Source organism: Pseudomonas fluorescens (genome assembly GCF_041354075.1).
GTDB classification, from domain to species: domain Bacteria; phylum Pseudomonadota; class Gammaproteobacteria; order Pseudomonadales; family Pseudomonadaceae; genus Aquipseudomonas; species Aquipseudomonas fluorescens_CE.
Genome location: NZ_JARZGC010000008.1, coordinates 153,817 through 167,145 on the forward strand (window position 1 = coordinate 153,817; position 13,329 = coordinate 167,145).

The 13,329-nt window shown below is 61.4% G+C and carries 15 protein-coding genes; 8 read left to right on the plus strand and 7 right to left on the minus strand.

Features of this window, described 5'->3' with window-relative positions; genetic code table 11:
* The first annotated feature begins 133 nt into the window (after window positions 1–133).
* Both QIW53_RS13155 and sthA read left to right on the plus strand, forming a co-directional pair.
* On the plus strand, window positions 134–1,078 hold the full coding sequence (locus QIW53_RS13155; protein ID WP_371050033.1) for an FAD:protein FMN transferase: 945 nt from the start codon (window positions 134–136) through the stop codon (window positions 1,076–1,078).
* A 207-nt stretch (window positions 1,079–1,285) separates the two neighbouring features.
* Window positions 1,286–2,680 (plus strand): Si-specific NAD(P)(+) transhydrogenase, encoded by a 1,395-nt coding sequence (sthA, locus tag QIW53_RS13160; RefSeq protein WP_371050034.1) that lies wholly within the window; start codon window positions 1,286–1,288, stop codon window positions 2,678–2,680.
* Between the two features lie 42 nt (window positions 2,681–2,722).
* On the opposite strand, the gene QIW53_RS13165 is transcribed toward sthA, so the two are convergent.
* Together QIW53_RS13165 and QIW53_RS13170 are read right to left on the minus strand one after the other, a co-directional pair.
* Window positions 2,723–3,445 (minus strand): glycerophosphodiester phosphodiesterase, encoded by a 723-nt coding sequence (locus QIW53_RS13165; RefSeq protein WP_371050035.1) that lies wholly within the window; start codon window positions 3,443–3,445, stop codon window positions 2,723–2,725.
* A 14-nt stretch (window positions 3,446–3,459) separates the two neighbouring features.
* Complete coding sequence (locus QIW53_RS13170; RefSeq protein WP_371050036.1) at window positions 3,460–4,038, minus strand: PilZ domain-containing protein; 579 nt, start codon at window positions 4,036–4,038, stop codon at window positions 3,460–3,462.
* A gap of 94 nt (window positions 4,039–4,132) precedes the next feature.
* Between QIW53_RS13170 and QIW53_RS13175 the strand changes: the two genes are divergently transcribed.
* From QIW53_RS13175 to QIW53_RS13185, 3 genes are read left to right on the plus strand one after another with little or no spacing between them, the layout of a single operon-like run.
* A complete protein-coding gene (locus QIW53_RS13175; RefSeq protein WP_192301813.1) occupies window positions 4,133–5,383 on the plus strand; it encodes a lipoprotein-releasing ABC transporter permease subunit in 1,251 nt (416 codons plus the stop codon).
* Between the two features lie 7 nt (window positions 5,384–5,390).
* Window positions 5,391–6,074: a lipoprotein-releasing ABC transporter ATP-binding protein LolD gene (gene lolD, locus QIW53_RS13180; protein ID WP_371050037.1), complete on the plus strand. Its 684-nt coding sequence runs from the start codon at window positions 5,391–5,393 to the stop codon at window positions 6,072–6,074.
* Window positions 6,075–6,123: 49 nt separating this feature from the next.
* Window positions 6,124–7,368: a lipoprotein-releasing ABC transporter permease subunit gene (locus QIW53_RS13185; RefSeq protein WP_371050038.1), complete on the plus strand. Its 1,245-nt coding sequence runs from the start codon at window positions 6,124–6,126 to the stop codon at window positions 7,366–7,368.
* A 35-nt stretch (window positions 7,369–7,403) separates the two neighbouring features.
* Here QIW53_RS13185 and QIW53_RS13190 read toward each other — a convergent pair whose 3' ends face one another.
* Both QIW53_RS13190 and QIW53_RS13195 read right to left on the minus strand, forming a co-directional pair.
* Window positions 7,404–8,750 carry a heavy metal sensor histidine kinase gene (locus tag QIW53_RS13190; protein ID WP_371050039.1) on the minus strand — a complete coding sequence of 449 codons (1,347 nt, stop codon included), beginning with the start codon at window positions 8,748–8,750 and terminating at the stop codon, window positions 7,404–7,406.
* Window positions 8,750–9,430, minus strand: coding sequence for a heavy metal response regulator transcription factor (locus QIW53_RS13195; protein ID WP_371050040.1), 681 nt, complete (start codon window positions 9,428–9,430; stop codon window positions 8,750–8,752). Before QIW53_RS13195 ends, QIW53_RS13190 begins: the two co-directional genes overlap by 1 nt.
* Before the next feature lie 156 nt (window positions 9,431–9,586).
* On the opposite strand from QIW53_RS13195, the gene copI reads away from it, so the two are divergent.
* Entirely contained in the window at window positions 9,587–10,102 is a 516-nt protein-coding gene (copI, locus tag QIW53_RS13200) for a copper-resistant cuproprotein CopI (protein ID WP_371050041.1), read from the plus strand.
* 61 nt (window positions 10,103–10,163) lie between these two features.
* Window positions 10,164–10,994, plus strand: coding sequence for an NADPH-dependent 7-cyano-7-deazaguanine reductase QueF (gene queF / locus QIW53_RS13205; protein WP_371050042.1), 831 nt, complete (start codon window positions 10,164–10,166; stop codon window positions 10,992–10,994).
* Between the two features lie 74 nt (window positions 10,995–11,068).
* On the opposite strand, the gene QIW53_RS13210 is transcribed toward queF, so the two are convergent.
* Both QIW53_RS13210 and QIW53_RS13215 read right to left on the minus strand, forming a co-directional pair.
* A complete protein-coding gene (locus QIW53_RS13210; protein WP_192301806.1) occupies window positions 11,069–11,332 on the minus strand; it encodes a DUF4404 family protein in 264 nt (87 codons plus the stop codon).
* A gap of 109 nt (window positions 11,333–11,441) precedes the next feature.
* Window positions 11,442–12,062 (minus strand): HAD family phosphatase, encoded by a 621-nt coding sequence (locus tag QIW53_RS13215; RefSeq protein WP_371050043.1) that lies wholly within the window; start codon window positions 12,060–12,062, stop codon window positions 11,442–11,444.
* Window positions 12,063–12,266: 204 nt separating this feature from the next.
* Between QIW53_RS13215 and QIW53_RS13220 the strand changes: the two genes are divergently transcribed.
* A complete protein-coding gene (locus QIW53_RS13220; RefSeq protein ID WP_371050044.1) occupies window positions 12,267–12,956 on the plus strand; it encodes an MlaA family lipoprotein in 690 nt (229 codons plus the stop codon).
* Window positions 12,957–13,014: 58 nt separating this feature from the next.
* Here QIW53_RS13220 and QIW53_RS13225 read toward each other — a convergent pair whose 3' ends face one another.
* Window positions 13,015–13,314 (minus strand): PilZ domain-containing protein, encoded by a 300-nt coding sequence (locus tag QIW53_RS13225; protein WP_371050045.1) that lies wholly within the window; start codon window positions 13,312–13,314, stop codon window positions 13,015–13,017.
* Window positions 13,315–13,329 lie beyond the last annotated feature (15 nt).

Genomic DNA, 13,329 nt, shown 5'->3' on the forward strand with positions numbered 1-13,329 from the left:
CTCTTGCCGCATAATGCTCGGCCTCGGTGTGTATCAGGCAGTGACTTGGGGAGCGCAGGAAGTGTTGAAAGGGTGGCGGAGTATTGTCTTTTTACTGCTTGGCGTGCTGTCAGGCTGCGGTAACGGTGATTCCATGGAGGGCTTCGGCGGCCCGACCATGGGCAGTACGTATTCGATCAAGTACCTGCGCCAGGCCAATCTTCCCAAGCCGGCGGAGGTCCAGGCCGAGGTCGAAAAAATCCTCGCTCAGGTGGATCGACAGATGTCGACCTACCGCAGCGATTCAGACATCGAGCGTTTCAACGATTTGCCTGCCCATCGCTGTCAGAACATGCCCGCGCCGGTCCTGGAATTGGTGCGCGTCGGCCGGCAGTTGTCGGAACAAAGTGAAGGCTCCTTCGACCTGACGGTGGAGCCATTGCTCAATCTCTGGGGTTTTGGTCCCCAGTCACGGGGCGAAAAGGTCCCGTCCGCCCAGGCGCTGGCAGACGTACGGCAGCGGGTGGGTTATCAGCACTTGCGCATCGAAGGCGATCAGCTGTGCAAGGATGCGGCCGTCGAAGTCGACTTCAACAGCATCGCCGCGGGTTACGTGGTGGACCGTATTGCGGCCAGGCTAGAAGCCATGGGCATCCGCAGCTACCTCGTTGAAGCCACGGGCGAACTCAAGGCCTCGGGCAGGAAGCTCGATGGCTCACCCTGGCAGGTCGCTCTGGAGGAGCCACGGGACGATGAGCAGGTGGCGCAGCGAATCATCGCCGTCGACGGCTTTGGCGTCTCGACGTCTGGTGACTACCGTAACTATTTCGAACAGCGCGGTCGGCGCTATTCCCACACCTTCGATGCCCGCACCGGAAAACCGGTCTCACATACCCTTGCGTCAGTCACGGTCATTAATCCTTCTGCATTGTTGGCCGATGGCCTGTCGACGCTGTTACTGATTCTCGGCCCGGAACGTGGCTGGGACTACGCGGAAAAACACGATATCGGCGCCTTTTTTGTGATCCGTGCCGATACCGGTTTCGTCACACGTACCAGTCACGCTTTTGAGCGCCTCAGTGGCGAGAAAGCCGAGTGACGAGCGTGCTTGTCGCAACGAAGACTGGCGTTGTAGTGCAGGCAAAACTAGCCTACGACGCGACCAAGGGTTAATGTGCGCGGCGGTGACGCTTCTATAGACTGTGTCCGGGTTCTGCACTGGCCCCAAATTGTTCCTTCACGCCGCCGATCGGCGTGATTTAGCCGCAGGTGCCGAGGGCGCCGCGGCCTGTTCTGAGGAGTACGCATGGCTGTCTACAACTACGACGTGGTGGTATTGGGTTCCGGCCCGGCGGGAGAAGGCGCGGCAATGAACGCCGCCAAGGCAGGGCGCAAGGTGGCCATGGTCGACAGCCGTCGGCAGGTCGGCGGTAACTGCACCCACTTGGGCACCATCCCGTCCAAGGCACTGCGTCACTCGGTCCGGCAGATCATGCAGTTCAACACCAATCCGATGTTCCGGGCGATTGGCGAGCCGCGCTGGTTTTCGTTCCCTGACGTGCTGAAAAGCGCCGAGAAGGTCATTTCCAAGCAGGTCGCTTCCCGTACCGGCTACTACGCCCGCAACCGCGTCGACGTGTTCTTCGGCACCGGCAGCTTCGCCGACGAGCAGACCATCGAAGTGGTGTGCGCCAACGGCGTGGTGGAAAAACTGGTGGCCAAGCACATCATCATCGCCACCGGATCGCGTCCTTATCGCCCGGCGGACATCGATTTCCATCACCCGCGTATCTACGATAGCGACACCATCCTCAGCCTCGGCCACACCCCACGTAAACTCATCGTTTACGGCGCCGGCGTGATCGGTTGCGAATACGCATCGATCTTCAGCGGCCTGGGCGTGCTGGTGGAATTGGTCGACAACCGCAGTCAGCTGTTGAGCTTCCTCGACTCGGAAATTTCCCAGGCCCTGAGCTACCACTTCAGCAACAACAACATCACCGTTCGCCACAACGAAGACTACGACCGCGTAGAAGGCGTGGACAACGGCGTGATCCTGCACCTCAAGTCCGGCAAGAAGATCAAGGCCGACGCCTTGCTCTGGTGCAACGGCCGGACCGGCAACACCGACCAGTTGGGGCTGGAAAACATCGGCATCAAGGTCAACAGCCGTGGCCAGATCGAGGTCGACGAGGCCTACCGCACCTGCGTGCCGAACATCTACGGTGCCGGTGACGTGATCGGTTGGCCAAGCCTGGCCAGTGCGGCTCACGACCAGGGTCGTTCGGCCTCGGGCAGCATCGTCGAGAACGGCAGCTGGCGTTTCGTGAATGACGTGCCGACCGGCATCTACACCATTCCGGAGATCAGCTCGATCGGCAAGAACGAGCAGGAGCTGACCCAGGCCAAGGTTCCGTACGAAGTGGGCAAGGCGTTCTTCAAGGGCATGGCGCGCGCGCAGATCGCCGGCGAGCCGCAAGGCATGCTGAAGATCCTGTTCCATCGCGAAACCCTGGAAGTGCTGGGCGTGCACTGCTTCGGGTATCAGGCGTCGGAGATCGTGCACATCGGTCAGGCGATCATGAACCAGCCGGGCGAACTGAACACGCTGAAGTACTTCGTCAACACGACGTTCAACTACCCGACCATGGCCGAAGCCTATCGGGTAGCGGCTTACGACGGCCTCAACCGGCTTTTTTGAGCGGCTCCGGCCGGTGGCCTGAGCCGGCCGGGGAGACCGATTTCAGCAATTCCCGAGCGTGGCAGTGGCCAAACCGGGAAAGTCTGTAATCAGGCTGTCAACGCCGAAGTCGGCGAGCCTGCGCATCAGCGCAGGTTCGTTGACTGTCCACACCGACACATGCAGCCCCTGACGCTGCGCCTTTTGCAGGCGTTCCGGCGTACACAGCGTCCAGTTCAAAGCCAGATACTCACAGCCGTAGCTCGCCGCCACCTTGAGCGGGTCGAGCCAGGCGTACTCGGCCACCAGCCCGCGTGAGACGTCCGGCACCAGGTCCAATGCGGCTTTCAGTACTTCCCGCGAACTCGAGGTGATCGTCACCTTGTCGAGCAGGTCGAAACGCTGTGCCATCTCGCGAATCGCCAGCACCGTCGTCGCGGCGCGGGTGCGTGAAGCGCTCTTGACCTCCAGTTGCCAGTGATCGAAGGCGCATTTCTCGAACAGCTCTTCCAACGTCGGGATCGGGCAGGGCTTGATCCAGCCCGGGCCGCCCTTGCGCGCGTCGTAGGTCACCAGTTCGGCAGCCGTATGCTCGACCACCTTGCCGCGCCGGTCAGTGGTGCGCTTGAGCGTCGGGTCGTGAATGACCATCAGCTCGTTGTCCATCGACAGATGCAGGTCCAGTTCGCAGCGGCGCACGCCGTGCTTGAGGCATTCCTGAAAGCTGGTCAGGGTGTTTTCCGGTGCTTCGCCCTTGGCGCCGCGATGGCCGTAGATGAGGGTCACGGTTCTTCCTTAAGTTAAATGCCTGATTCTTGTTCGCGGGCCAGACGTCGTTCCTGGGCCTGCTTCTGCAAGATGTAGCGGGCCAGCAGTTGGCGCTGGGCGTCGGTCGGACGCTCGAACTCGGTGCCGACGTCGAAGCCATCGCCCTTGGGGTCGCAATGAGTCACGCGAGCGCGCAGCAACAACCCGAGGGCCTGGGGCATCAGCACCAGCTTTATCGACAGGTGCGCGCCGGTGGCAATCGGTGTCGGGTGCTGGAAGTCGATGCCGCCCTCGGAAATGATCACCGGTTGCGGTTCGCCGATCTGGCCAAGGACGGTGAGGGCGATCACCTGGCTGAGCAGATCGATGCGTTTGTTCTGCACTTTGAGGAACGCCGCGAGGTTGCGATCGCGCTCGCTGATCTGGCGCAACAGGTGTTGCGACTCGAATTCGCTCAGGTGCAGTTCGCTGAGCACGTTGAAGAGTGGGGAAGCATCCTGCAACACTTCCTGGCCTGCGGCTTCGGGAGCGGACAGGGGCCGAATTTCCAGTGCGATCGTGTCCTCGATACGGTAGTATTCGCGGCGATCTTCTTCATCTAATGTCGACATGGCGAACCCATGGTAGCGGCGGTGGTCTGAGTGTAAAGCTGGTTATCGACCCCCGCCACAAGGACGTTCCTTTTCCCTCCGAACAAGCCCCGACATGTTCAGACCTCTCTTCGTATTCATTGGCACGCGTTACACCCGTGCAAAGCGTCGCAATCACTTTGTGTCGTTCATTTCCCTGACTTCCATGATCGGTCTCGCCCTCGGCGTCATCGTGATGATCGTGGTGCTGTCGGTCATGAACGGCTTCGATCACGAGATGCGCACCCGCGTCCTGGGCATGGTGCCCCACGCGACCATCGAGTCCGGGGAGCCGATCAGCAACTGGCAGGGCCTGGCCGACAAGGTCCGGCAGAACCGCCAGGTGACGGCCGTGGCGCCCTTTACCCAGATGCAGGGCCTGCTGACCAACAACGGCAAGGTGTCCAAGGTGCTGCTCAATGCCATCGACCCGGCACTGGAGCGGCAGGTTTCGATCATTGACAAGTTCATGTTGCAGGGCAAGCTCGACGACCTCGAGCCCGGCAGCTTTGGCATCGTCATCGGCGACAAGGCGGCCGCCAAGCTCGGTGCGGCCATTGGCGACAAACTGACCTTCGTCGCGCCGGAGGTCACCGTGACGCCGGCCGGGATGTTCCCGCGCATGAAGCGCTTTACCGTGGTGGGCATCTTCCACGTCGGTGCCGGCGAGATCGACGGTTACCTGGGCGTCACCAACCTGCAGGACCTGGGGAAACTGCACCGCTGGAAGCCGGATCAGGTGCAAGGCCTGCGCCTGAAGTTCGACGACCTGTTCCAGGCACCACGGACCGCGTGGAACATCGCCCAGCAGCTGGGCGAAGACCATTACTACGCCCGCGACTGGACGCGTACCCACGGCAACCTGTACCAGGCGATCCGCATGGAAAAAGCCATGATCGGCCTGCTGTTGCTGCTGATCGTCGCCGTCGCCGCGTTCAACATCATTTCCACGCTGGTGATGGTGGTGAACGACAAGAAGAGCGACATCGCGATTCTGCGCACCCTCGGCGCCACGCCGCGCACGATCATGGCGACCTTCATGGTGCAGGGCACCGTCATCGGCGTGGTCGGCACGTTGATCGGCGCCGTCCTCGGGATCTTCGCCGCGCTGAACGTCAGCGCCGCGATCTCGGCGCTCGAAGGCCTGATCGGCCACAAATTCCTCAACGCCGACGTGTATTTCATCGATTACCTGCCGTCGCAAGTGCAGAGCCAGGATGTGTTGATGGTCTGCGCCGCCGCGTTGGTCCTGAGTTTCCTCGCCACCCTGTATCCAGCCTGGCGTGCCGCGCGCACCCAGCCTGCGGAGGCGCTACGTTATGAGTGAGTCGGGCATGAGTGATAAAGCAATCTTGAGCTGCCGCAACCTGGGCAAGTCCTACGAGGAAGGCCCTGAATCGGTGGAGGTTCTCAGTGGCTTGCAATTGGAACTGCATCCGGGGGAGCGCGTGGCGATCATCGGCAAGTCGGGTTCGGGCAAAAGTACCTTGCTCAACCTGCTCGGTGGCCTCGATACGCCGACCAAGGGCAGCGTCTGGCTCGACGGTGAGGAGCTTTCGGCCCTGAGCGAGAAAAACCGTGGCCTGCTGCGCAACCGTGCACTGGGCTTCGTGTATCAGTTCCACCATTTGCTGCCTGAGTTCACCGCGCTGGAAAACGTCTGCATGCCGCTGCTGATCGGCAAGACCGCAATTCCCGAGGCGCGCCAGCGTGCGACCGCGTTGCTGGAGCGGGTAGGGCTCGGCCATCGGCTGGAGCACAAGCCTGCAGAGTTGTCCGGCGGCGAGCGTCAGCGCGTGGCCATCGCCCGTGCGCTGGTGAACAAGCCCGGCCTGGTGATGCTCGACGAGCCGACCGGCAACCTGGATTCCCACACGGCTGCAGGCATCCTGGAATTGATGCTCGAACTGAGCAAGTCGTTGCGTACGGCGTTCCTGGTCGTGACCCACGACCTGAACCTGGCGCGCCAGATGGACCGTGTCCTGCAATTGCAGGAAGGTCGCCTGGCGCCCATCTGACGGCTCATAACCCGTCGGGTCTTTTTGTTTTCATACGGTGCCCCTGCGAATGTTCAGACCGTTATCGATCTTTATCGGCACGCGCTATACCCGCGCCAAGCGCCGCAATCGCTTCGTTTCGTTCATCTCGATGACCTCGATGATCGGCCTCGCCCTTGGCGTGCTGTCGATGATCGTGGTGTTGTCGGTCATGAACGGTTTCCAGCGCGAGATGAGTTCGCGCATCCTCGGCATGGTGCCCCACGCCACGATCGTCGGCGTCAACCCGATCGACGATTGGCAGCCGGTGGCTGCCGCCGCGATGAAGAACCCCGAGGTGACCGCCGCCGTGCCGTTCACCGAGCTGGAAGGCATGCTGTCCTACAAGGGGGCGATGCAGCCGATCCAGGTCAGCGGCGTGGACCCGGCGCTGGAAGGCAAGGTATCGATCGTTGCCCAGCACATCGTCCAGGGTCGTCTCGACGCCTTGAAACCGGGTGAGTTCGGCGTGGTGATCGGCGAGATCACGGCGCGCCGTTTCCGCTTGAATGTCGGTGACAAGATCACCCTCATCGTGCCGGAAGTCAGCACCGCGCCGGGCGGGATCACTCCGCGCATGCAGCGCTTGAACGTGGTGGGCGTGTTCAAGGTGGGCGCCGAACTCGATGGTTCGATGGCGCTGATCCACGTCGCCGATGCCGCGCAGATGCAGCATTGGCAGCCGAACCAGGTGCAGAGCGTGCGCCTGGCGGTGAAGGACTTGTACGCGGCGCCGAAGGTTTCCAGTGATATCGCTGGCGGCCTGGGTACGGCCTACAAGGCTGACGACTGGACGCACACCCAAGGCAGTCTGTTCAGTGCGATGAAGATGGAAAAAACCATGATCGGCCTGCTGTTGCTGATGATCGTCGCCGTGGCGGCGTTCAACATCATCGCCACGCTGATCATGGTGGTGAACGACAAGGGCGCCGACATCGCGATCCTGCGCACCATCGGCGCCACGCCCCGACAGATCATGGCGATCTTCATGGTCCAGGGGACGGTGATCGGGGTGGTCGGCACCTTGATCGGTGGTGTCCTTGGCGTGATTGCCGCGCTGAACGTCAGCGAGCTGGTTGGCTGGGTCGAGCGGGTGAGCGGCCAGCACATCTTCAGTTCCGATGTGTATTTCGTCAGTAACTTGCCTTCGCAGTTGCAGGGCGGCGACGTGGCCCTGATCTGCACGGCGGGGTTCGTGCTGAGCTTCCTGGCCACGGTTTACCCGGCGTGGCGGGCGGCGAAGGTCGAGCCGGCGCATGCCCTTCGATACTCGTAAACCGACGACTTGTTTGGAGGCCGGCCCTGCTGGCCTCAATCCCCCTTTGGTAACTCGATGACAAACCGCGTCCACCCCTCAGTCGATTCGCAATGAATCCGCCCGCCGTGGGCTCGAACGATCGACGCGGTAATCGCCAAACCCAATCCCGCATGCTCGTTGCTGCCTTCCTGTCGAGCCGGGTCAGCCCGGTAAAACCGGTCGAACAAACGCGGCAACCTGGCTGCGTCGATGCCGGCGCCGTTGTTCTCCACGGTCAGGCTCGAACCTTGGGTCTGTTCGACGATCTGCACGCGAATCTCACCTCCGGGCGGGGTGAAGCGCAAGGCGTTGTCCAGCAGATTGGAAAGCGCCCGCCGCAACATGCTGCGATCGCCGTCGATGCGCGCGCTGCCATCACGGCTCAGCGTTACACGGGCGTCCTCGGCCAGTGGTGCAAAAAATTCCAGTAGCACGTCCACTTCTTCCGCCAGCGCCAGCGATTCACGCCTGGGGGCCAGCAAGCCGTGGTCGGCCTTGGCCAGGTACAGCATGTCGTTGACCAGTTGCGCCATCCACTGCAGTTCCTCAAGGTTGCTGTGCAACGCCTCGCGATAATCTTCGAGGGGGCGTGGGCGGGTGAGGGTGACCTGGGTGTGGGTCAACAGATTCGACAACGGCGTGCGCAGTTCATGGGCGATGTCGGCAGAGAAGGCCGAAAGCCGCTGAAAAGAGTCGTCCAGACGTCCGAGCATGGCGTTGAAGTGGTGAGCCATTTCCGCGAGTTCTGGCGGCATGTCTTCGGCGGGCAGGCGGGCATTGAGCGATTGCGCGGAAACGCCACGGGCGACTGCACTCATGCGACGCAATGGCCGCAACCCGCTGCGCGCCGCCCAGGCGCCGAGCAGGGCGGTGGCCAGGGCGGACAGGCCGACGGTCAGCCAGATCAGGCGCTGCATGCGTTGCAGGAAATGCTGGTGATGGGTGATGTCCAGCAACAGGGTCACTTGCGGGGAGCCTGGTTGATCGACAGCCAGTGGTGCATTCAGCACCCGGTAGTCGGTGCCGTCGTGGCTGATGGTGGATAATCCAAGGGTTAGCGGCAGCTTGTCGGGCAGGCGCGTCGAACTGTCGAACCAGCGCTGGCCGTCGTTGCCGGTAATGCGCAGGGACACATCGGCCTGGCGGTTCAGTTCCGCCAGCCGCACTTCGCTTGCGCTCGATTGCAGGTCAGGCAGCGCCCGGCGTAAATCCACCAGCCTGGCCTCCAGCAGTTGCTGGTCGAGCTCGACGAAGTGCGCCTCGCTGGCGCGACTGAACAGCACGCCGGCCACCAGCGAGACCACGGCTGTGCAGGCGGCGAACAGCAGCGCCAGGCGGCTGCTCAAGGACAGTCGACGCATCAGGCGGGGCGCTCTTCAAGGACATAACCCATGCCGCGCACGGTGTGGATCAACTTGTTCGGGAACTCGTCATCGATCTTCAGGCGCAAACGACGGATGGCGACTTCGATGACATTGGTGTCGCTGTCGAAATTCATGTCCCAGACCTGGGAGGCAATCAAGGATTTGGGCAACACCTCGCCCTGGCGGCGCAGAAGCATTTCCAGCAGGGAGAATTCCTTGGCGGTCAGGTCGATGCGCTGGCCGTTGCGTTCGACACGTCGGCGGATCAGGTCCAGGCGCAGGTCTGCCAGTTGCAGGCTGGTTTCCTGGGGTTGGACGCTGCCACGGCGCAACAGACTGCGGACCCTGGCCAGCAGTTCGGAAAACGCGAAGGGTTTGATCAGGTAGTCGTCGGCGCCGAGCTCCAGGCCGTGAACCCTGTCCTCGACGGCATCCCGCGCCGTCAGAAACAGGACCGGCGTATCGAGCCCAGCGCTGCGCACCGCTTGCAGGATTTGCCAGCCATCGCGGCCAGGCAGCATGACGTCGAGAATCAACAGCGCGTAGTCACCGCTCAGCGCCAACTGCTGGCCTATGCTGCCGTCGGCCACCAGCTCGGTGTTGAACCCGGCTTCGGCCAGGCCTTGGCGCAAATAATGACCGGCTTTCGCTTGGTCTTCGACGATCAGCAGTTTCATGGGGCGACTCAGGGCAGATGGGACGGATGCTTTATACCGTGGGCGGTGTCGGCACAGGCCAACCTGACAAAGTTGTAATCTGTGCGTCAGGTTGCGGGCAGCCCCGGCAGTTTAAAGTTTTCCACACGCTGAACCTTACCTTGTTGGAGTGTGAACATGTTTTTACGCAAAGCGATGGCGATCTGTCTGCTGGCGTTGAGCTCGCCGTTGTGGGCATCACCGGAGCACGGTTTTGACTTCGGGAAGCCAGCTCCAGCCGCGAAGGCCACCCGCAGTGTCGAGGTGGTGATGGGCGACATGACGTTCACGCCTCGGGCGATCGATATCAAGGCCGGTGAGACCGTTCGTTTTGTGCTGGTGAACAAGGGCCAGTTGCTGCACGAATTCAACCTCGGCGACGCGGCGATGCATGCACGGCATCAGCAGGAAATGCTCAAGATGCAACAGAGCGGCATGCTGACGCCTACCGGCATGAAGGAAATGGACCACGGTGCGATGTCCGGTATGGGGCACGCAATGAAGCACGACGACCCTAACAGCGTGCTGGTCGAACCGGGCAAGACTGCCGAGCTGACCTGGACCTTCACTCAGGCGACCAGCCTGGAGTTTGCCTGCAATATCCCGGGCCACTATCAGGCGGGCATGGTCGGCAAACTGACTGTCAGTCAGTAAGCACTCTAAGGCGCGGGGAAAGGCTGGTAGAATCCGCTGATTCTTCAGTCAGGTTTCCGCCATGCATCCCGCAGCCGAACACTCGCCGCTGGGCAAATCCAGTGAATACATCGCCACCTACACGCCGTCCCTGTTGTTCCCGATCCCGCGCGCCGCGAAATGGGCCGAGCTGGGACTGACCGCAGAAACCCTGCCGTACAAGGGCGTGGACTTCTGGAACTGCTTCGAATTGTCGTGGCTGTTGCCTTCCGGCAAGCCGGTGGTGGCGATTGGCGAATTCAGCATTCCTGCGGATTCACCGAACATCATTGAATCCAAGTCGTTCAAGCTGTACCTGAACTCCTTGAACCAGACCCCCTTTGCCGATGCCGCCAGTCTGGAAGCGACGCTGATCAAGGATTTGTCCGCCGCGGCTGGCAAATCGGTGGGCGTGCGGGTCCGCAGCTTGCGCGAGGTCGAGGCCGAAGGTGTGGTGGCGTTGCCCGGCACCTGCATCGACGACCTAGACATCAGCGTCAGCGATTACGAGCATCCGCGTCCGGAGTTGTTGCGCTGCGATGATTCGCGCGTGATCGAGGAAAGCGTGCACAGTCACCTGCTCAAATCCAATTGTCCGGTCACCAGCCAGCCCGACTGGGGGAGCGTGGTGGTCGAGTACCGCGGTGCGGCACTGGATCATGCAAGCCTGCTGACGTACATCGTCAGTTTCCGTCAGCACTCGGACTTCCATGAGCAATGCGTGGAGCGGATTTTCCTCGATCTGCAACGCTTGCTGAAACCGGAAAAGCTGACGGTGTATGCGCGCTATGTGCGGCGTGGCGGGCTGGATATCAATCCGTATCGCAGCACCGAGGACGTGCGGTTACCGAACCATCGTCTGGTTCGCCAATAACCGTATCCTGGGGGAGCGAGCCCGCAGGCATGAAAAAGCCCCACCATTGGCGGGGCTTTTTGTATCCGGCGGTTTCAGATACCCATGTTGCCCAAGGCCTGCACGATGTTGCGCAGGGTACCGGCGAGGGTAGGGTGTTCGATTTCGAAGCGTTCTACGGCCAGGTTCACGTTATCGGCAACGCTGGAATCCTGGGTTTTGGTTTCGAGTTCAAGCTCAAGTTCGATCTGCTGCATCAGCGCGTGCAGGTCTTCTCGCTCGACCTCGGTCAGTGGGGGATTCTGTTCCAGTTGCTCGCGCAGAGTGTTGAGCTGTTGTTGCAATTCGCGGGCAGGCATGGCGTTCTTCCTTTTATCGATAGGCACTGGCATAGACCGCAGCGGCGCGCCAAAGGTCTATGGCTGACCTTTAGATTAATCCACTCGCGGGCAAGCTGCATGATCTCGATCAGGGCTTCTCGCCTTTGCAGCGACGCAAGCTGATGTCTGCCAGGCAGGTCTCGAGCTCGCCCAGATGGTCGATCACCGAGTGCACCCCCAGGCTGAAAAGCTGCACCGTGGCCTTGCCTCGCAGGTGTTCGCGTTCCTTTTGGCCAAGGGCCTGCCATTCGCTGGGCGCCAGCCCGCAGAGCGAGCCGCAGGACGCCAGGCCGATGGTCCACAGCCCGGCGTTCAGGCCCGACTGCAGCAGGCGCGGTTCGCCGCTGACCAGGACGCAGCCATCCAGACGCTCGACATCCAACGCCATCAACGCTTGCCAGCAGGCATTCGGTGCCGGCCACGGATTGATTGTTGCAGGGTGTTGCGATGGCTTGATCCAATCGGGCAGGGCGGCGGACAGCGACCGGCTGACGGCGGGGGCGAGTTCGTCGAGCCAGGCGCAGGGAATTCGTTGGCGCTGCAAGCTGAGCAAACTGTCGAGGGCCCCGGGCGTCACCTCGCAATACTCGGCAGCCTGCACGCCGTGCAGGCGTGTACGGGCGCCGAAATCCACCAGGCAGCCACTGAGGCCGAACAGGACGGCGGTCAGGTTCGGTGCGGCAAGGGGCAAGGCTTCGGCGTGCGGCATGTCAACGTCCCTGAAATAACAAAACAGGCTATGGATCAACGATGACAATTGCGTGACAGGGAGGTGAATCGCCGGCAGTCATGGCGAATCGTCCGTAGTCCATCACCCACGAGGCTGCCTAAAGCGGCGTTTCCGTCTTATACTAACCCGCTTGATGCTTGGGCCAGACGGCCCGCACCCCGTACAAACCCCAAGGAGTTTTTTATGCGCTGGAGCAATCATCTAGCTCAGCTTTGCATGTGCGCCAGCATCCTGCTGGTTCCGTTCACCGCTCAGGCGGCTTCGGAAGACGACCCTTGGGAAAGCGTCAACCGTCCCATCTTCCAGTTCAACGACTTCGTCGATACCTACGGCCTCAAGCCCCTCGCTCAGGGCTACCAGGCGGTGACCCCGCAGTTTCTCGAAGATGGCATCCACAACATGTACCGCAACGTGGGTGATGTCACCAACCTCGCCAACAACATCCTGCAGGCCAAGCCGGCTGCTGCGGGTGTCGACACTGCGCGCCTGATCTTCAACACCACCTTCGGCCTGCTCGGCTTCTTCGATGTCGGCACCAAGATGGGCCTGAACCGCAGCGACGAAGATTTTGGTCAGACCCTGGGCTACTGGGGTGTCGGCAGCGGTCCTTACGTCATGTTGCCGTTGCTGGGTCCGAGCACCCTGCGCGATGCACCCGCCAAATTCGTCGACAGCTATACCGGGCCATACCGCTACATCAACGACGTGCCGGTGCGTAATTCGATTTTCGCCCTGAACATCGTGGATACCCGCGCCAGTCTGTTGTCCAGCGAGAAGCTGATCAGCGGCGACAAGTACACCTTCATTCGCAATGCATACCTGCAAAACCGCGAATTCAAGGTGAAGGACGGCCAGGTCGAAGACGATTTCTGATTCTGCTGAGCATGAGAAAGGCGGCCCATCGGCCGCCTTTTTTCGTTCTGGAGCCTGTCTATTTCATTTTCAGGATTGTAAGGCCGAGTTTCTGGGCGCCGCCGTCCTGAGCTTTCACCCACACCACCTCGGTATCGGCTTCCAGGCCCCTGAGTGCAGCGTGATCGGACTCTATACGCACGCTGAGGCGGTCGCCGACCGCAAACGAACGCGGTGCCTCAACCTGCATGCCACTGCTGGAAAGGTCGACGCAGACGGCTGCAACCTCGTCGCCCTGATGAATCAGTGCGATATCGGCATCGACTCGCATGCGGATGAAATCTCGCTTTTCGCTGTAGTCCCTATCGGTTCGACTCATGGGCTTCGTCCTTCC